The sequence below is a fragment of the Desulfosporosinus sp. FKB genome, assembly GCF_002196705.1.
Taxonomy (GTDB): domain Bacteria; phylum Bacillota; class Desulfitobacteriia; order Desulfitobacteriales; family Desulfitobacteriaceae; genus Desulfosporosinus.
Genome location: NZ_NADJ01000038.1, coordinates 179,012 through 196,683 on the forward strand (window position 1 = coordinate 179,012; position 17,672 = coordinate 196,683).

18 protein-coding genes are annotated in these 17,672 nt (G+C 41.0%); 2 read left to right on the top strand and 16 right to left on the bottom strand.

From position 1 onward, the window contains the following. Window positions 1-57: 57 nt before the first annotated feature. From B5Y67_RS17340 to B5Y67_RS17365, 7 genes are all read right to left on the bottom strand, one after another. Entirely contained in the window at window positions 58-459 is a 402-nt protein-coding gene (locus B5Y67_RS17340) for a YlbF family regulator (protein ID WP_088227674.1), read from the bottom strand. A gap of 88 nt (window positions 460-547) precedes the next feature. Then, window positions 548-1,879 carry a tRNA (N6-isopentenyl adenosine(37)-C2)-methylthiotransferase MiaB gene (gene miaB, locus B5Y67_RS17345; protein WP_088227675.1) on the bottom strand — a complete coding sequence of 444 codons (1,332 nt, stop codon included), beginning with the start codon at window positions 1,877-1,879 and terminating at the stop codon, window positions 548-550. A gap of 61 nt (window positions 1,880-1,940) precedes the next feature. Further along, window positions 1,941-2,987: a sporulation integral membrane protein YtvI gene (gene ytvI, locus B5Y67_RS17350; RefSeq protein WP_088227676.1), complete on the bottom strand. Its 1,047-nt coding sequence runs from the start codon at window positions 2,985-2,987 to the stop codon at window positions 1,941-1,943. Beyond that, window positions 2,987-4,249: a D-alanyl-D-alanine carboxypeptidase family protein gene (locus tag B5Y67_RS17355; RefSeq protein ID WP_242976023.1), complete on the bottom strand. Its 1,263-nt coding sequence runs from the start codon at window positions 4,247-4,249 to the stop codon at window positions 2,987-2,989. Before B5Y67_RS17355 ends, ytvI begins: the two co-directional genes overlap by 1 nt. A gap of 23 nt (window positions 4,250-4,272) precedes the next feature. Beyond that, window positions 4,273-5,124 (bottom strand): DegV family protein, encoded by an 852-nt coding sequence (locus tag B5Y67_RS17360; RefSeq protein WP_088227677.1) that lies wholly within the window; start codon window positions 5,122-5,124, stop codon window positions 4,273-4,275. 161 nt (window positions 5,125-5,285) lie between these two features. After that, complete coding sequence (locus B5Y67_RS26250) at window positions 5,286-5,408, bottom strand: hypothetical protein (RefSeq protein WP_282432790.1); 123 nt, start codon at window positions 5,406-5,408, stop codon at window positions 5,286-5,288. Between the two features lie 114 nt (window positions 5,409-5,522). Further along, the gene (locus B5Y67_RS17365; RefSeq protein WP_088227678.1) at window positions 5,523-5,936 is read right to left on the bottom strand and encodes a thioesterase family protein; all 414 of its coding nucleotides are present in this window, start codon (window positions 5,934-5,936) and stop codon (window positions 5,523-5,525) included. Between the two features lie 202 nt (window positions 5,937-6,138). Between B5Y67_RS17365 and B5Y67_RS17370 the strand changes: the two genes are divergently transcribed. Both B5Y67_RS17370 and B5Y67_RS17375 read left to right on the top strand, forming a co-directional pair. Continuing rightward, window positions 6,139-6,330, top strand: coding sequence for a DUF896 domain-containing protein (locus tag B5Y67_RS17370; protein ID WP_242976024.1), 192 nt, complete (start codon window positions 6,139-6,141; stop codon window positions 6,328-6,330). A 227-nt stretch (window positions 6,331-6,557) separates the two neighbouring features. Beyond that, window positions 6,558-6,851, top strand: a complete 294-nt coding sequence (locus B5Y67_RS17375) for a hypothetical protein (protein WP_088227680.1) — start codon at window positions 6,558-6,560, stop codon at window positions 6,849-6,851. A gap of 185 nt (window positions 6,852-7,036) precedes the next feature. On the opposite strand, the gene B5Y67_RS17380 is transcribed toward B5Y67_RS17375, so the two are convergent. The 9 genes from B5Y67_RS17380 to B5Y67_RS26255 all read right to left on the bottom strand — a co-directional run bounded on the left by B5Y67_RS17380 (window position 7,037) and on the right by B5Y67_RS26255 (window position 17,424). Further along, complete coding sequence (locus tag B5Y67_RS17380) at window positions 7,037-7,786, bottom strand: DeoR/GlpR family DNA-binding transcription regulator (protein ID WP_088227681.1); 750 nt, start codon at window positions 7,784-7,786, stop codon at window positions 7,037-7,039. A gap of 30 nt (window positions 7,787-7,816) precedes the next feature. Further along, window positions 7,817-9,550 carry a pyruvate kinase gene (pyk, locus tag B5Y67_RS17385; RefSeq protein ID WP_088227682.1) on the bottom strand — a complete coding sequence of 578 codons (1,734 nt, stop codon included), beginning with the start codon at window positions 9,548-9,550 and terminating at the stop codon, window positions 7,817-7,819. A 17-nt stretch (window positions 9,551-9,567) separates the two neighbouring features. Continuing rightward, window positions 9,568-10,581: a type I glyceraldehyde-3-phosphate dehydrogenase gene (gap, locus tag B5Y67_RS17390; protein ID WP_088227683.1), complete on the bottom strand. Its 1,014-nt coding sequence runs from the start codon at window positions 10,579-10,581 to the stop codon at window positions 9,568-9,570. A gap of 317 nt (window positions 10,582-10,898) precedes the next feature. After that, window positions 10,899-12,077 (bottom strand): acetyl-CoA C-acetyltransferase, encoded by a 1,179-nt coding sequence (locus tag B5Y67_RS17395; protein ID WP_088227684.1) that lies wholly within the window; start codon window positions 12,075-12,077, stop codon window positions 10,899-10,901. A 46-nt stretch (window positions 12,078-12,123) separates the two neighbouring features. Continuing rightward, entirely contained in the window at window positions 12,124-13,266 is a 1,143-nt protein-coding gene (locus tag B5Y67_RS17400) for an acyl-CoA dehydrogenase (protein WP_088227685.1), read from the bottom strand. Between the two features lie 28 nt (window positions 13,267-13,294). Continuing rightward, complete coding sequence (locus B5Y67_RS17405) at window positions 13,295-14,077, bottom strand: short-chain-enoyl-CoA hydratase (RefSeq protein ID WP_088227686.1); 783 nt, start codon at window positions 14,075-14,077, stop codon at window positions 13,295-13,297. Window positions 14,078-14,175: 98 nt separating this feature from the next. Next, the gene (locus B5Y67_RS17410) at window positions 14,176-15,021 is read right to left on the bottom strand and encodes a 3-hydroxybutyryl-CoA dehydrogenase (RefSeq protein ID WP_088227687.1); all 846 of its coding nucleotides are present in this window, start codon (window positions 15,019-15,021) and stop codon (window positions 14,176-14,178) included. A 368-nt stretch (window positions 15,022-15,389) separates the two neighbouring features. Next, window positions 15,390-17,120: a sigma 54-interacting transcriptional regulator gene (locus tag B5Y67_RS17415; RefSeq protein ID WP_088227688.1), complete on the bottom strand. Its 1,731-nt coding sequence runs from the start codon at window positions 17,118-17,120 to the stop codon at window positions 15,390-15,392. Between the two features lie 181 nt (window positions 17,121-17,301). Further along, entirely contained in the window at window positions 17,302-17,424 is a 123-nt protein-coding gene (locus B5Y67_RS26255) for a hypothetical protein (protein WP_282432791.1), read from the bottom strand. Between the last annotated feature and the right edge of the window lie 248 nt (window positions 17,425-17,672).

Genomic DNA, 17,672 nt, shown 5'->3' on the forward strand with positions numbered 1-17,672 from the left:
AGGGAAGAGCTATAGATTAGCTCTTCCCTTAGTTAATTTCAGTCTTCCTCTTGAGGATTAGCCGCAGCTACAGCCTCCGCATCCAGAACTGGAACAGCTGCTGTCTCCACAGGAACAACTATCCGAAGAGTTAGCAATAGCGCCTGCCAAGATGGCATTTACACTGTCCAACATTTGCGTAAACTCATCCTGTGCTTTCATATATTCGGAAATAGCAGGATTAGCCTCTACCTGAGATTCAATTTCATCAACCGCTTTTTTATCCTCTTCAGAAAGCTCTTGATTGTTTTGCTGCATCTCCATAAAACGTTCCTGAGCTTTCTGTAACTCAGCAATCAGTTTTTGTGCGGACTCATCAGCAGTCATAGCATCTTCTTTGCTATGCAATTCAGCAAGCTCCGGACTTCGAGCAATTGCATCTGCTAGAATCTGAGCCTTCTCAATAATTTCATTCGTCACTTATACACACCTCCATAATCGTTACATTCTACATCAAACCACTTAATTCCTGCTTAACTCCATCTAGACAGTTAAAAAGTGTTTAACATCACTTTGATTCCACGAGTTCGCCTACGAGGGTCCATGACCCTGCCTCCAGAATTCGCAGAGATACTAAAGAACCGATGATTTCCTGGGGGCCATCAAAAACAACGAGAATATTTCCACGCGTCCGGCCAGTCAGGCGATTAGGATTGTTCTTACTTGGTCCTTCAACCAAAACCTCATAACATTTCCCAATCATTCTTTGTCTTAGTTGATAACTTTCTTCGTTTTGCAGGCTCATCAATTTTTGCAGGCGCTGCTTTTTGACCTGCAAAGGTATCTGATCTTCCATGCTCGCCGCCGGTGTGCCTGAACGTTTTGAATACATAAAGGTAAAAGCCTGACTGTAATGTACTGAATTAATCATTGCAAGGGTTTGTTCGAAGTCTTCCTCAGTTTCGCCAGGAAAGCCAACAATGATATCAGTTGTCAGTGTCGCCTGAGGAAGAAGCTCGCGAATTTTTTCGACGATACTCATATAGTATTCCCGGGTATATTGCCGATTCATACAAGCTAGAATAGAATTACTGCCCGATTGAAGCGGCAGATGTACGTGTTCGCATAATTTACTTCCCTTGGCGATTGCCTGAATTAATTTATCCGACAAGTCTTTGGGGTGAGAGGTAATAAAACGAATACGCAAAAGATCGGGTATTTGATCCACTTCCTGCAGCAAATCTGCGAAATCATAGGGAGGCACGAAATCTTTTCCATAGGAATTTACGTTTTGCCCTAGTAAAGTAACTTCTTTACAGCCATTGGCCACCAGATTCTTAATTTCTTGAACAATATCATCTGGCTTGCGGCTTCTCTCTCTCCCCCGAACATGGGGAACAATACAATACGAACAAAAATTATCACAACCGTACATGATATTCACATTGGCTTGAAGCTTTCCTTTTTCTGCCAGAGGTGTTGATTCCTTCGTTTCATGAGGTTCCTGCCAAATTTCAGCGACTTTTGCTCCGGTGTCAGAACGGTGCAGCAGCTCGGAAAATTCATGCAAGTTGTGAGTACCCATCCAGATATCTACATGGGGAGCACGTTTTTGCAGGCGTTCTAAGGCACCGGGTTGTTGAACCATGCAACCGCTGATCGCGATTTTTAAGTTTGGATTATTATCTTTCAGTTTTTTGAGATCACCGATTTTGCCTAAAATTTTATTTTCAGCGCTTTCTCTGACGCAGCATGTATTGACGATAATTAAGTCAGCATTTTCAAGGTCATTCGTTCTATTATATCCTTCTTGCCGTGTAATTTCTGTCAGAGTCTCAGCATCCCTTTCTGACATTTGACAGCCATATGTTAAAGTGACTACATTCTTTTCCTTACTCAAGTGATTCAACTCCTAAATGGCTAATTACTGTACCTCATTATTCTAAACCGATTCAGCGAAATTAAAGATTGCGAAAAACGCCCGCCTTACTCAGTGCATGATAGGCAATGAGAATAAACGGTCCTAAAATCAAGCCGACAATTCCCGTTGAGGCTAAACCAATGTACATGCTAATAAGAACAAAAAGGGGATCGAGTCCCACATTATCTCCCAAAATTTTAGGTTCGATAACGTGTCTGACAATCGTAATAATAATCGTGAGAAGAACAAGTTCCAGAGCCAACAAGTTATGCCCGCCGAGGAAAGCAATGAGAGCCCAAGGAGCTAAAATGATTCCCACCCCTAACACGGGAAGTATACCAAAGATCCCTGTAATAGTTCCTAAAACGATGGCAAATTTAGTATGAATAATCAGCAAGCCAACAATGGATAAAAAGAGAGTAACCAAAAAGACAATGAATTCTGCCCGCACAAATCCCGCAAAAGCACGCGAAAAGTCATAGCCTAATTCTCGTAACTCTTCACGCCATTCGAGAGGAAATATATTCACGAAGTCACTTAGATAGCGTTTGCTCCCCTTGGACATAAAAAATGTCGCCACCAAAGCAATGACTATGATAATAATAAATTCGGGAATTTTTGCAGCAAATGTCAAAACATTTGATAAAACGTTAGGCACTCTGCTTACAAATTCTTTAACAGTATTATTTATACTATCCTCAGTACCCGGAATATTTAGATAATATACTTCAAATTTCGTAAGCCAATGAGTTATAAAGTGTTGTAATAACCGATTATAGAATGGCCAATGAATATAAATTTCTTGAATTTCTCGAACCAGACGGAAAACCAAAAGGGTAATTATGACGCCTACTCCCCCAATTTCTACAATCATAGCTGTCAGTACCGCTGGAACTTGGGGAAGACGGACTTTTCTGATAAGAAAATTCTTAAGCGGGCTTATGGCTGCAGTCATGATAAATGCCAAAATAAAGGGCAAAAAAAGATAACTAAAGCGCCCCACTAAGTAAATTAAAATACCAATGACTAACCAAAAAGCAATGAACTTCAAACTTCGAATTAAAAATGACTTGGTTACACGGTTCACTAACTAGACTCCCTTCTTCTAGCAAGCAAAATTCGTTTGCGCGACTGGCGTTTCGCCAGGAACTTATAGCGATAGAGAAACAGCAAAAATACTCCTAAACCCATAATACCTAAAGGCCAAGGCAGGCCATTAGGTTTTGGATCCTCTTGAGCTTTTGGAGGCAGGACAGTCTTCGAAGCATTAAGTGGAAGTGTGTCTGTGAGGGTGTCGCCATCATAAACCTGTACTTGAGTAATCTCCTGACCTTCCTCAACTGAGTTTAGGACCTTCGAAGGAGACAATATTTTCAAACTTAACACTGGAGAGGTTTGACCATTGACCCCTTGTGTTAAATAAATTGGCCGCTCCAGCTTTAAATCAACCTTTTCATTGTTAACCGTTATTGAGCCCAGCACCGAGCCCGCAGGTTTATAAACCTGATCAGAATATTGTGTAAAACCATAATCAAGCATTGCCTGCATATCTGTATAAATTTCACGGCCAGGTGATTTAAGAATCACGCCAATTAATTGACGGCCATTTCTTGTCATCGAGGCTACGAGACAGTTTTCCGCTGCCGCTGTATAACCTGTTTTTATTCCATCGACATCGGAATCTCGCCATAACAATTTGTTTTCATTCATCATTTGGGTTGGAACATCCGATTTTGCTCTGGAAATAACATGAGTTTTAGTTCGCACATATTGAGCAAATACTGGGTTTTGATAAGCGACCCGAGCAATTAAGGCCAAATCGTGAGCTGTAGTGACATGCCCTTCTGCGGTTAAACCGCTGGGATTGACAAAATGCGTCCGGGTAGCCCCAATCTCAAGAGCTCTTTGGTTCATAAGATCGACAAAATCACTGACGTTTCCGCCTATATATTCAGCTACAGTTACTGCTGCATCATTCGCAGAGTTTAAGAACATCGCGTAAAGCAAATCCTGAAGTGACATTTTTTCGCCAGGCTGTAAGTAAATCTGGGTTCCATAAACAAGTTTACTATTGAGTAACGTTGAAGAGGCTGTCACAATATCATTTAAATTTCCCCGTTCGATTGCTAATAGTCCGGTCATGATTTTTGTAGTACTGGCAGGGGCCAGTTGCTCGTCAGGATTTTTAGAAAACAGTGTCTGCCCAGATTGAACATCGATCAAATAAGCACCCTCGCCTTGTACCTGGGGTAACGATTGATTGTTCGAAGGCTTGTCCGAAGCATAAGTAACCGTTATATTGCTTATTATCATCGATACCGCCAGTATTATAACCATTATAAATTTCAAGGAAGAGAAGCCTCCTATTCTTGCTATACTTTACGCTGATAAAAAAGTGCGAGAGTGCCCGGCCCTGTATGACTGCCGACAACACAGCCAATATCACTGATCCAAATATCTTTTACTGCTACGCGCTCCCGGATTTCTCGTGCAAGAATCAATGCTTCTTCATAACATGCAGAGTGAGAAATACCGATGATTTGTTCTTCCGGATGATCAATTTCCTCTTCTAACACCTCGGCCAACTTACGGATTGCTGCTCGCCTGGAACGAACTTTAGCAAAGGGCTCAATTTTCCCTTCCGAGGTCATGTGTAAAACTGGTTTGACATCGAGTAAGCTACCCAGAAATCCAGCAGTCTTACTCACTCTACCCCCTTTAACCAAATACTCCAGGGTATCTAATGTAAAAATATATCGCATCTTAGCTCGAATATCAAGGATCTCCGCCTCCGCATCCTTCCAGCTCGTTGCAGAGGCCAGAATTTGTTGAGCAGAAATGGCCAGTAAACCATAGCCAAAGGAAGCTCCCAGGCTATCTATTATATGAACTCGCTCAGGAGCCGATGTTGTTTCGGCAATGATTTGAGCAGTAGCAAAGGTAGAACTTAGGCCTGATGAAAGATGAATCGCCACCACATCGCAGCCCTCAGATAACCATCGTTCATAATGCTCCAGGAGAGTATTGGGATTAGGCTGAGAAGTTTTCGGCAATTCTTTGTAGCGGCGATATTCAGAATAAAAATCCTGAGTGTTAAGATTAACTCCTTCAAGATAAGTATTGCCATCTATAGTAACCGGCATGGGAACCGTCTCGATACCGGCGGCAATTGCGCGGTCTAAAGGGATGTCTGAGGCACTATCAACAAGAATTTTGAAGGGCATAATATTACCTCCCTAACGAAGACGATACAATTATTATAATTCGATGTGGGACAATATTATCCCTGCACGCTTAAAAAAATAAATGTCCATGCTTATAAGCAATGGACATTTAAGTCTATAATAATATATCAGTGGGTTTATCTGATCCGCGGACTTACATACTACGATGCCAAATTTTGAATAATTGCGTGTTGCCCAATAATGGCCATCAATTGTGGAAGATCCTGCTTCTTAACCAACCGATAGTTTACTTCTTCGCCTTCGATCCATGTTACAAGAAACATAGAATCCCCTTCTCTCAATTGTATTATGAATTATGTATACATAATACCATAATACAAAACAGAAAACAAGTTTCGCCTGAGATCTGAATCCTTAAAAAATGTCATAATGTCAAGTCAGTTTTTCTTAACAAGCAATTGAATCTGAGTCCATAAATCGGTATTTCGAATATCTGTATGCCGGCCCTCTTTATTAATAAAAAGATGGGCTGTTTTTCCTTGGGCTAGAAGCGTATTATCCCGATATATCTCATATAAAAACGTTACAGAACGCGATGTAATTTTCTCAATGGTCGTAATTATTTCCAGTTCATCATCATAATGAGCAGGTTTTCGGTATCGACAATTGGCCTCTATTACTGCTAACGAAAATCCTTGCTCCTCAAACTTTGTATAAGGGAGATTTAAATCCCGAAAAAATTCGGAACGTCCAACCTCAAACCAAATAAGATAGTTTGCATGATAGACAATTCCCATTTGGTCCGTTTCAGCGTAACGAACTCGCAGTCGACTTTTGCCTGATAATCCCATTTGTACGCCTCCTTAAACATGTTCAAGCAATTAAATTTCTTCTACATTTTTCACCTTCCTAGTTCTTGATAAACATAGTTTGGTGAACAACTGAAATTTTTGGTTTAATCGTTAACTCAGTTATGAATCTGTCATTATTGTATTCAACATGTTATAATAAACTATCATGATGTCAGTATTCCTAATGGAAGGGGAACTTTTTTTGAGCACACCAATTAACATCTTGATTCAACGAATTAATGAACTCTCCAAAAAGCAAAGGTCTGAAGGCCTGGAAGATTGGGAAAAGGCGGAACAAGAAGTCCTTCGGCAAGAATATTTGTCGTTTATCCGGGGCCAAGTTAAAGAGACTTTAAGCAAAGTCAAGTTTGTCGATAATGAAACCCTCCAATAATAATAACCGAATAACAAATTCGGTTAATTATTTTAATGCTCTTTTGAAGGCTAGTCAACGTGCTGTTTGTTCATTATAGGAACGCAGCATGTTTTTTAATTTCTCCAAATTAGTTTGTTAGATTAGTTTGTTCGACAAAAAACTCAAAATACCTTTTCAGCGTATTTTTTAAATCGTTTGGCAAATACTAATTGTGTTCAAACGTTTTAAAAAGGAGGAGGATCCTTTTGCCGGAACGAATTCTGAAATTTGGGGGCGTTAAAATCCGCAATCTCGTCCCACCTGTAAAAATAAATCGTTTTGTCAATCAATTACCCTTAGACAAACGAGATTCTCTCTTCGAGATTGCCACTGAATTACAAAACGCGGGAATGATTGATGTCTTAAATTCTCGTTCACAAAGTACGATGGATAAAGATACTATTGATGACCAAATGACCAATACCGGTAATTTTGCTCACGACTTATCAAGTTTTAAGCGGCACATTAATGAAAAAGACTCTTTGAATCTTCCGAAGTGAACTCCTTCAGCTAAAGCCGTGGCTTCGGTGGGGGGACTTTACCCCACTGAAGGTATGGGGACCCATTCCCGCCTTGTTCCCTTAAAAAATTCCGCACAAACTTAATGTTAGTGCGGAATTTTTTGTGTTTACTAAAGATTTTGCCACTGTCTATAATTAAAGAACTGCAAATATTATGAGGAAAATTAGGCAAGAAGGACCTTAACTCCCATAGAAATTAATTTATCCCTAGTTGCTTCCTCCAGACCGGAATCAGTTACTAACGTATGAATACTGTCCCAGCGCGCAAAAGTATGAAAATAGATCTGGCCAATCTTTGCACTGTGCGCGACAAGGATGACCTCTTTAGCCACTTTAAGCATTTCTTGTTTAACTTCTGATTCAAGCATATTAGCAGTTGATAAACCTCGTTCAATGGCAACACCCGTTGCTCCCAAAAATAATTTATCGGCATTAAAACCTTTCAGGACAGATCGTGTCATTGGTCCAACAAGAGCAAAGTTTTTACCCTGAACTTCCCCTCCAGTTAGTAAAACGGTAATCTCATTTCGATTTCCTAAAACACCTGCAATGGATATTGAATTAGTTATCACGGTGCATCTAGTCGTTAAAGCTTGAGCTACACCCAGCGTTGTAGTTCCAGCATCTAATATAACCGAATCCCCTTCGGCAATTAGAGTTGCGGCTAAATGTCCGATCCTAGCCTTCTCACGCTCCGATTCTCCCATACTCATCATCAAAATTTCCGTTGGTAGAACTGGAGGATAGATCGCTCGTCCATGTTCGCGCTGAATCAGACCCAGAGCGGCCAGGTTTTTAAGGTCTCGTCGAATTGTCATTTCCGAAACATTAAACCGCTTCGCCAATTCGGTGACAGTTAAATTGCCATGCTCTTGGAGTAACCACTGAATTTCATCCTGCCTTTCAGAACTCACGATCTCCCTCCTCTCTGTTATTGAAGTTGTTTAAAGAATGCTCACTGAACCTTCGTATAAGATACCTGTAAGTGCATCAACGGTCACCAGCTGCCCATTCGTTACTTTTGAAAAGGCCTCTCCTGCGCCAACAATTGCAGGTATTCCATACTGCAAAGCTGCAATGGCCGCATGGGAAGTTAATCCGCCTTCTCGAACTACAAGTGCGCCTGCACGAGCAATCAGGGGAACGAAGCTGGCATCAGTACTTTCAGCAATCAAAATGTCTCCTTGATTGAAATTATCCTGAGCAGGATTTTTAATTTTTTGCGCCAAACCAGAATATGATTTTCGCCCAATGCCGGTTCCTTTAGAGAGAATGTTCCCTATAATCTGGACCTTAATCATATTGGTAGAACCAACTTTGCCGATTGGTACACCCGCTGTAATAACCACGACGTCTCCCGAGGAAATATAATTCATGGCTAGGGCACTATTCACAGCTACAGACAGCATTTGGTCAGTTCCCGAACTTTCAGGGACTACAAGAGGTTGGACCCCCCATTGGAGTGACAGCTTTCTTGCGGTGGCAGCAAATGGTGCAGCCGCAACTATCAGAGCTTTAGGACGATATTTTGAAATCATTTTCGCCGTCAAGCCTGAATGCGTTGGCGTCAGAATAGCTGCGGCATCAAGATCCTTGGCAATATTATACGTTGCATAACTTATTGCTTCAGCAACATTTAACTGTGGATGGCGCTTAGCCTGACTTTCCAAAAATGTCTTTTCTGTGCGTCGCGCAATCTTATCCATCATCTGCACAGCCTGGATCGGAAATTGCCCTGCAGCTGTTTCACCCGATAACATAATGGCATCAGTTCCGTCCCAAATAGCATTAGCAACATCACTGGCCTCTGCACGCGTTGGCCGAGGCTGCCGAATCATTGAGTCCAGCATTTGGGTAGCTACGATTACCGGTTTCCCCATGAGGTTACATTTAGAGATCATTTCTTTTTGACAAATAGGAACTTCCTCGACGGGGATTTCAACCCCTAAGTCTCCACGGGCAACCATTAATCCATCTGCAACTTCTAAGATTGAATCTAAGTTCGTGATGCCCTCTTGGCTTTCTATTTTAGCAATAATATGAACTTCCGCACCCATTTCTTCGACAATTCTGCGCACATCCAAAATATCCACAGCCTTTTGGGTGAAGGATGCCGCAATGAAATCAATTCCTTGCGAAACGCCAAAGCGGATGTCATCAATATCTTTTTCGGTTACTGCCGGTAAATCGACATGGATACCGGGAACATTAACACCTTTTTGAGATTTTAGAATCCCGCCGTTACGGACGATGGTCCGGATTTTTTCTTGTTCTACCGAACTTACCTCGAGATCAAGTTGACCATCATCTATTAAAACATGGGTCCCAGAATTAACACTTTGCCACAAAGTGTTATGAGTAATACCTACCCGTTCTTGATTCCCCAGGCTGAGATCCGTATCAAGTGTAAAGCTCATGCCATTTTCTAGTCTAATTCCCTCATTTGGAACCATTCCCGTACGAATTTCCGGACCTTTTGTATCGAGAAGAATTCCTAAATGCTTGCCGATTTTAGCTGCTTCTTCTTTTAAAACCGCAATTCGTCGTCCATGTTCCTCATGGGTTCCATGGGAGAAATTTAATCGTGCTACATCCATCCCCGCAGCTAAAAGAGCTTGAACATTTTCTCTGGATTCACTTGCCGGGCCTATCGTGCAGACAATTTTAGTCCTTCTCATTATTTATTTCCTCCTGATTACAGACCTTTCGCAACAATCAGTTTAACCAAATCGACAACACGGTTGGAATAGCCCCATTCATTGTCATACCAAGATAACACTTTGACCATTCGATCCCCCATCATCATTGTTGATAAGCCATCGACAATCGAGCTTGCCGGGTTTCCATTGAAATCACGCGAGACGAGGGGGAGATCTGTGTAATCAAGAATACCCTTTAACTCATTATTTGCGGCTTGGCGCAAAGCTGCATTAACATCTTCTTTCGTTGTCGGCTTACTCAAATTAGCGACAAAATCTACCAAGGAAACATTAGGGGTTGGTACTCGAACAGCAAGCCCATTCATTTTACCTTCCAATTCGGGAAGAACAAGAGTTACCGCTTTAGCGGCTCCTGTTGTTGTTGGAATCATGGATTGATAGGCTGCTCTCGATCTGCGCCAATCGGAATGTTCTAAATCTAAAATCCTCTGATCATTTGTTACTGAGTGAGTGGTTGTCATCATTCCTTGCTCGATTCCAAAAGCGTTGAGTAATACTTTGGCTACCGGGGCAAGACAGTTGGTGGTGCATGAAGCATTAGAGATAATATGATGATTTTGGGGATCGTATTTTTCCTCATTAACACCTAAAACGATTGTTATATCTTCATTTTTTGCTGGCGCGGAGATAACTACTTTTTTAGCCCCTGCAGTAAGATGTTGAGCCGCAGCATCTCGTTTTGTAAAACGTCCTGTTGATTCAATGACAATATCAACACCGAGCTTTGCCCATGGCAAATCTAAAGGATTTCTTTCAGCTAAAATTTCAATGCGTTTTCCATCAATAATCATAGTATTTCCATCAAGGTCCACTGAATTAGGAATAATCCCATGATTAGAGTCATACTTAAATAAATGGGCTAATAAAGCCGGACTTCCCAGGTCATTGATAGCGACAACCTCAAAAGGCAGTGATTGCTGTTTGAGGGCAGCACGAAGTGTTAATCTGCCAATCCGACCGAACCCATTAATAGCCACTCGTAAACTCATTTGTTTTTACCTCCTCTTAATGCTCCAACGTTCATTGGTTAGATAATCTGTTAACATATTAACAATAATTCTGTGCAAATGAACAAATTCCTGCTAGATAAAATGTTTATTTACACATTTTTTTGTTTGTATGATTAGGATTCCCTAAACATAATAAAAACTTGCAAACCATTGTTTGCAAGTTTTTATTTACAAGTTTCCAATTAAATAAGAAAATAAAACGGCTTGTAACAATGGTAAGTTGTTAACAAGCCGTTTTATATATTTTGATTAGTTGTGGTAACCTCTGGCGTTAAAATTCGTGTTGGTAATTGTTCCTAACGTTCTACAATTAAAGCAATCCCTTGACCGCCGCCGATACAAAGGGTCGCTAAACCGCGTTTTGAATTTCTGCGTTTCATTTCGTGAAGTAAGGTCACTAAAATTCTTGTCCCCGAAGCTCCCACAGGATGCCCCAAGGCTATGGCTCCACCATTGACATTGGTTATATCCATATTCAAGTTTAATTCTTTTGCTACCTCTAAAGTTTGAGATGCAAATGCCTCGTTGGCTTCAACAAGGTCAATATCCTCTATTTTCAAGCCGCACTTTTCTAAGGCTTTCCGCGTCGCAGGAATCGGACCTGTGCCCATTATGCGCGGGTCTACCCCAGCCGAACCCCAAGATTTAATGGTTGCTATGGGGGTTAGTCCCAGTTCTAAGGCCTTCTCCTTGGACATAACGACAACTGCTGCTGCACCATCATTGATGCCTGATGCGTTTCCAGCGGTTACAGTCCCTTCCTTTTTAAAGGCGCCGCGCAATTTAGCTACAGACTCATAGGTTGCTCCGAAGCGAGGGAATTCATCCTGGGAAAATACAACTGGGTCTCCCTTACGCTGAGGAATGCTTACAGGTACAATCTCTTCATTAAACTTCCCGGCTTTGATTGCCTCTTCCGCGCGGTTTTGACTCGATACGGCATAATGATCCTGTTCTTCGCGTGAAATACCAAATTGCTCAGCTATATTTTCGGCCGTAATTCCCATGTGAATATTATGAAATGCATCTGTTAAACCATCATTAATCATAAGATCTACGACATTTGCATTTCCCATTCGATAGCCTGTTCGTGCTTTAGGAAGAACATAGGGAGCAAGTGACATACTCTCCATTCCACCAGCAATAACTGTATCTGCGTCTCCGGCGATAATTGCTTGAGCTGCACAAACGACAGATTTTATACCTGAACCACAAACTTTATTAAGAGTCCATGAAGGAACTTCTTGGGGAATCCCAGCTTTCATTGCGGCTTGGCGAGCAGGATTTTGTCCTAATCCGCCTTGCAGTACGTTGCCTAAAATGACCTCGTCAACTTGATCAGGGGTAATTCCAGCCCTCTTCATTGCCTCTTTAATAACGATCGCCCCAAGTTCAGCGGCAGGAACTTGTCCTAAAGCGCCGCCAAAAGAACCCACTGGGGTACGAACTGCGCTAACGATAACAACGTCTTTCATTTAGTCATCTCCTACACCAATATTCGAATATTGAAGGACTAGTATATTATCCTTTAAGGATATGGCTGCTAATAACTACACGTTGAATCTCATTCGTTCCTTCATAAATTTCGGTGATTTTGGCATCGCGCATCATACGCTCAGCGGGATACTCGCGTGTATAACCATATCCGCCGTGGAGTTGAACACCCATGGTGGTTACAGCCATTGCAGTTTCGGAAGCAAACATTTTAGCCATTGCTGAAAGCTTGGAAACCGATACATGAGCATCCGCCATTTTGCAAGCTTTGTAAACGAGCAAGCGAGCAGCTTCGATTTGTGTTGCCATATCAGCAAGTTTAAATTGGGTGTTTTGGAACTCTGCAATGGGTTTGCCGAATTGTACACGTTCTTTAACATACTTCATGCATTGTTCATAAGCTCCTTGAGCAATTCCTAAAGCTTGGGAAGCAATTCCGATTCGACCGAAATCAAGGGTCTGCATCGCAATTTTAAATCCTTGGCCTTCTTCACCCAGGAGATTTTCAGCAGGTACATGAACATCTTCAAACACTAACTCATAGGTTGCTGAAGAACGGATTCCCATCTTCTTCTCTTTTTTACCAAAAGAGAAACCCGGCATTCCCTTTTCAAGAATAAAAGCAGCAATTCCGCGATTTCCTTTGCTCTTATCCATTTGAGCAGTGACAACATAAGTATCGGCATAATAGCCATTAGTAATAAAGATTTTGCTGCCATTTATGATATATTCGTCACCTTGACGAACTGCTGTCGTTCTTGTTCCCGAAGCATCGGAACCAGCCATGGGTTCAGTTAAACCAAAGGCACCAAGTTTTTCGCCTGTAGCCAAAGGTACAAGATATTTTTTCTTTTGAGCTTCTGTACCAAATTTATATATGGGGTTGGCACAAAGACTGGAGTGGGCAGAAATCGTAACACCTACTGAGGCATCAACCCGGGAAAGCTCCTCAACAGCGATGGCATAGGAAATATAGTCAGCACCTACACCGCCGTACTCTTCAGGGAAAGTGATACCGGCAAGGCCAAGTTCCCCTGCTTTTTTCCAAATTTCTACAGAGAATTCTTCAGTTTCATCACGATGTTCAGCCCCCGGTGCGCATTCCTTTTCCGCAAAATCACGTACCATTTTCCGCATCATAACGTGGTCTTCAGTTAAATCAAAATTCATAATATTCAACCTCCAAATTTTTTAATTATTAATGTCCTTCAAAGTTTGGTTTTCTTTTTTCCACAAATGCTGTACAACCCTCTGTTTTGTCCGAAGTACTCATGGTTAAACCGAAAACTTCTGCTTCATAAGCTTGGGCACTGTCTAAATCTAAATTAATTCCTCTTTGAATGGCGCTCTTTGTTAACTGAACGGCCACAGGGGCTCGTCCGGCAATCCGTTGGGCCAGTTTCTGCGCTTCTTCCATAAGAGACTCTAAAGGATAAACTTTATTGACGAGTCCTATACGGTAAGCTTCCTGAGCATCAATAATATCGCCCGTAAACAATAATTCGCTAGCAAGTCCTGTACCCACCAGACGCGGCAATCGTTGAGTACCTCCGAATCCGGCAGTAAGTCCTAAAGTCACTTCCGGTTGCCCAAATTTAGCATTTTCACTGGCGATACGGATGTCGCAAGCCATCGCTAATTCACATCCTCCACCCAAGGCAAAACCATTAACAGCGGCAATTACCGGTTGAGGCAAAAGTTCAAGTTTGCGGAAAGTTGCATGACCCAACTGAGCAAAACGGCGGCCTTCTAAAGGAGAAAAGTCTTTCATTTGCGAAATATCCGCTCCGGCGATAAATGCCTTTTCACCGCTGCCTGTGACAATGACTGCCTTGACACTGGAATCTCTCCCCAGTTCATCAAGTGCGGCGGACAGTTCCGACAAGGTTTCGCTGTTTAAGGCATTTAAAGCTTTTGGTCGATTGATCGTTAGAACGGCAATATTACCTTGATGTTGAAGTAAAAGATTTGTGTACTCCACGCTTTGACCTCCTCGTTGTTACAAATCGAAAAATATTCCTACTCATAAAGAGCAGATATCCCTCAAGACTTGTATTAGCCCGTTAGACGGCCTTATGATTACGACTCATATTGGTAGAAGCCCCGGCCAGTCTTCCGTCCCAGCCAACCTGCTTTGACATATTTGCGAAGTAATGGGCATGGACGATATTTATCTCCAAGTCCTTCATGAAGAACTTCCATGATTGACAAGACAGTATCCAAACCAATCAAATCAGCTAATGCCAAAGGACCCATGGGGTGGTTCATTCCCAGCTTCATAACGTTATCAATAGCTTCAACCGTTGCAATCCCTTCATTAAGTGTAAAAATAGCTTCATTGAGCATGGGAATCAAAATACGGTTAGCAACAAATCCGGGAGCATCATTGACCTCTACCGGTGTTTTACCCATTTTTATACTAAGGTCTTCGATAGTGCTATAAACCTCATTACTAGTTGCTAAACCACGAATAACCTCGACAAGTTTCATTACCGGAACAGGATTCATGAAGTGCATCCCTATCACTTTCTCTGGACGCTTGGTGCAGGCGGCGACTTCAGTGATCGGGAGAGATGATGTATTTGTCGCAAGAATCGTATGTTCAGGGCAAATAACATCAAGCTGAGAAAATATTTGTACCTTGATGGCCATATTTTCTACTGCAGCTTCAATAACCAAATCTGCTGAAGCTGCGTCTTGTAAAGACGTTGATTTTGTGATTCGGCTCAAAATCCCATCTTTTTCTTCCGCCATTAGCTTACCTTTTTCAACAGATCGTTTTAAGTTTTTCTCAATGATTCCAAGACCGCGATTAACAAATTCTTCCTTAATGTCATTTAGAATAACTGAATAACCTGCTTGAGCTGCAACTTGGGCGATCCCGCCACCCATTTGTCCTGCCCCAATAACCATGATAGTTTTCACACATGCTCCTCCTTTTTTCTATTAAAATTTTTACGATTCCGCAGAAATGGGTGATTACCGAATCGCATGAATCTTATTGCAATTTCTGTGCCATTTTACTATTCAATAGATTCAGAATCTTGAACCTCAATGCTGACAAGCCTTCCAATTGTTAGCAATAAAATAATAATCGTTAGTTGTAATTTTAACTGTAAACTTTTGTTGACACATTCTCAAAACCTAGTAATGCTTTTATGATTTATTGCCAAATATTCAACAATGTTTACAATGATAGACATGTCTACATTCGTTTACATATTTGTTTTAAATATTCAGATCATTAAGTCTAAAATGCGACATTATTAGGGAAAATATTTTGTCGATTCAAATTATTTATGAAGATCATGTTTAATTAATTTTTTGTACAAGCCTGCTCGTGATAGTCCTAGACTTTTAGCGGCTTGTACTTTATTCCCGTTTACAGCATCCAACGCATAAATCAAGGCTTCTTTTTCAACGGCATCTAAGATGCTCTCCAGTGATCCACCCGAAAAATGGCGAGTTTCATTGCCCGCCAAGATCTGCAGATAATTTGGTAAATGTTTCAATTGAACCTCCGAGCCATCAAGCATATTAAAGGCCCTCTCAATAATGTTCTCAAGTTCTCGGACATTCCCAGGCCAGCGATAATTTAAGAAGACATTTCTTGTTTCTTCAGAAATACTTGTAACAGATTGAGCAAACTGCAAATTAAACTTCTTTATAAATGTATCAATCAGAGCATCTAAATCTTCGATCCTGTCTCTAAGGGGAGGAATCGTTAACGTTACCACATTTAAACGATAATATAAGTCTTCACGAAATTGTTTTTCCCGTATCATTGTTTCCAGATCGCGATTCGTCGCTGCTACGAGTCGAACATGGATTTTTCGAGGCTTATTGCTGCCCAGACGTTCAATTTCACGTTCTTGAAGAACACGCAGCAATTTTACCTGCATAGCCATTTCCATATCCCCGATCTCATCCAAGAACAGGGTACCGCCATCAGCCAGTTCAAATTTTCCGATTTTGCCTCCTTTGCGGGCACCCGTAAAAGCCCCTTCCTCATACCCAAACAATTCCGATTCAAGAAGATTCCCTGGCACAGCCGCACAATTAACTTTTATAAAAGGGCCATCTTTGTTTAGACTTTCCATATGAAGCAATTGGGCAAACAATTCTTTTCCAGTGCCGCTTTCGCCTCTTAAAAGTACGGTCGACTCGGATTTAGCAACTCTAAGTGCTATCTGAACTAAGGAAACCATGCGGGGGTTTTTCCCCTTTAAAAGCTCCAAGGCAGAAAAATTTTTTTCTAAAATAGTTTTCTTATAGTAATCAAGTTCCGAGCGTAAAGAATTCACCTTTTTGGTTAAAGCATAAAGTTCATTAACATCCTTAAATACAACTTTTCCCAAAGCACCGACTATTTTACCCTCTTGCGTAATAGGAATCCTGCTGGCTATAATTTCATGACCATTTAAATCATGAATATATCCATGAACAGGTTGCCCCGTTATTAATACGTCCGTAAATTTTGGATTTTCATAAATGTCTTGAATATGTTTTCCAATCATTTCCACAGGGGATTTATTAAAGAAATTGGCGAAAGCTTGATTTGTCATTGTTACGGTTCCCTTTTCATTCACAACAATTAAGCCATCGTAAGCAGTATTTAGAACGACTTCAAGAGTGCGCTGAAGTTGTTTCGTTTTTTCATGTTCAATTACCATGTTGTCAATTAGATTTTGGAGAACTGTAATATCTTGAAAAACTGCAACAGCGCCCACCAATTCACCATGAATGTAAATAGGAGTGCGATTACTTAATAAAACCTTATTGTTCATGGTCAACTGCTGACCCAACTCAGCGATTCCCTTTTCAAATACTCTCAACAGCCCTGTTCCAGGGAAATATGTTGTAATCGATTGCCCAACAAGGTCCCGATCCGGAGTTTGTAAAATATTATAGACAGCCCTATTAGCATATATTATTTGACCTTCTAAATTAATAGCAATTATCGCATTACTAGTATTATCGAGTATTTTTTCTATTGGAATTGTGCCAGGCTGTTCCTCCAGCATCGTTGAGAACCCCCCTGAAATTTCTGTATTGTCAATCTTATTCGACAAAGATCAAGGGAAATCCTTCTGCCATGGTTTGAAGCCTATCTCAGAAAGAGCCTGATTTCTCAAATATGTTTAATGAACAAATTGGTCCACTAAAACAAGATTGAGGAGTGCATCTACACACTCCTCAATCTTGTTAACCGTTATTGGGTATTGATCTTTGAATATTTCGTTCTTTTTGAGTATCATATTCGGTATAATGGGGATCAGATTTGGTAACAGGAGATTTGGGACGTGAAACTTTTTTGCGCGTGCCCATATTCATCCTCCCTTTTAGCAAAAATTATGACCCGTTATAGTTTTTCCAAGAAACCGAGACTTATCCGAACATCAAAAATTATCACTTACGAGCTTTAATAGATTGACTATCTTATGAAATTCTATTCTATATTATGATTCTCTTAAGGCTATAATTTATGATTCTTTTTAGGCTATAATGATACTATTGATAACGAAACTATTATTTTAGATTAATTCCTAAGAGGAGGTATGACGTGTTAAACCAAG

Excerpts from the sequence above, each read along its gene's own strand:
- B5Y67_RS17360 (WP_088227677.1), bottom strand. The coding sequence starts at position 5,124 with ATGCCCTTCAAAATTCTTGTTGATAGTGCCTCAGACATCCCTTTAGAC.
- B5Y67_RS26250 (WP_282432790.1), bottom strand. The coding sequence starts at position 5,408 with ATGTTTCTTGTAACATGGATCGAAGGCGAAGAAGTAAACTATCGGTTG.
- B5Y67_RS17365 (WP_088227678.1), bottom strand. The coding sequence starts at position 5,936 with ATGGGATTATCAGGCAAAAGTCGACTGCGAGTTCGTTACGCTGAAACG.
- pyk (WP_088227682.1), bottom strand. The coding sequence starts at position 9,550 with ATGAGAAGGACTAAAATTGTCTGCACGATAGGCCCGGCAAGTGAATCC.
- gap (WP_088227683.1), bottom strand. The coding sequence starts at position 10,581 with ATGAGTTTACGAGTGGCTATTAATGGGTTCGGTCGGATTGGCAGATTA.
- B5Y67_RS17395 (WP_088227684.1), bottom strand. The coding sequence starts at position 12,077 with ATGAAAGACGTTGTTATCGTTAGCGCAGTTCGTACCCCAGTGGGTTCT.
- B5Y67_RS17400 (WP_088227685.1), bottom strand. The coding sequence starts at position 13,266 with ATGAATTTTGATTTAACTGAAGACCACGTTATGATGCGGAAAATGGTA.
- B5Y67_RS17415 (WP_088227688.1), bottom strand. The coding sequence starts at position 17,120 with ATGCTGGAGGAACAGCCTGGCACAATTCCAATAGAAAAAATACTCGAT.
- B5Y67_RS26255 (WP_282432791.1), bottom strand. The coding sequence starts at position 17,424 with ATGGGCACGCGCAAAAAAGTTTCACGTCCCAAATCTCCTGTTACCAAA.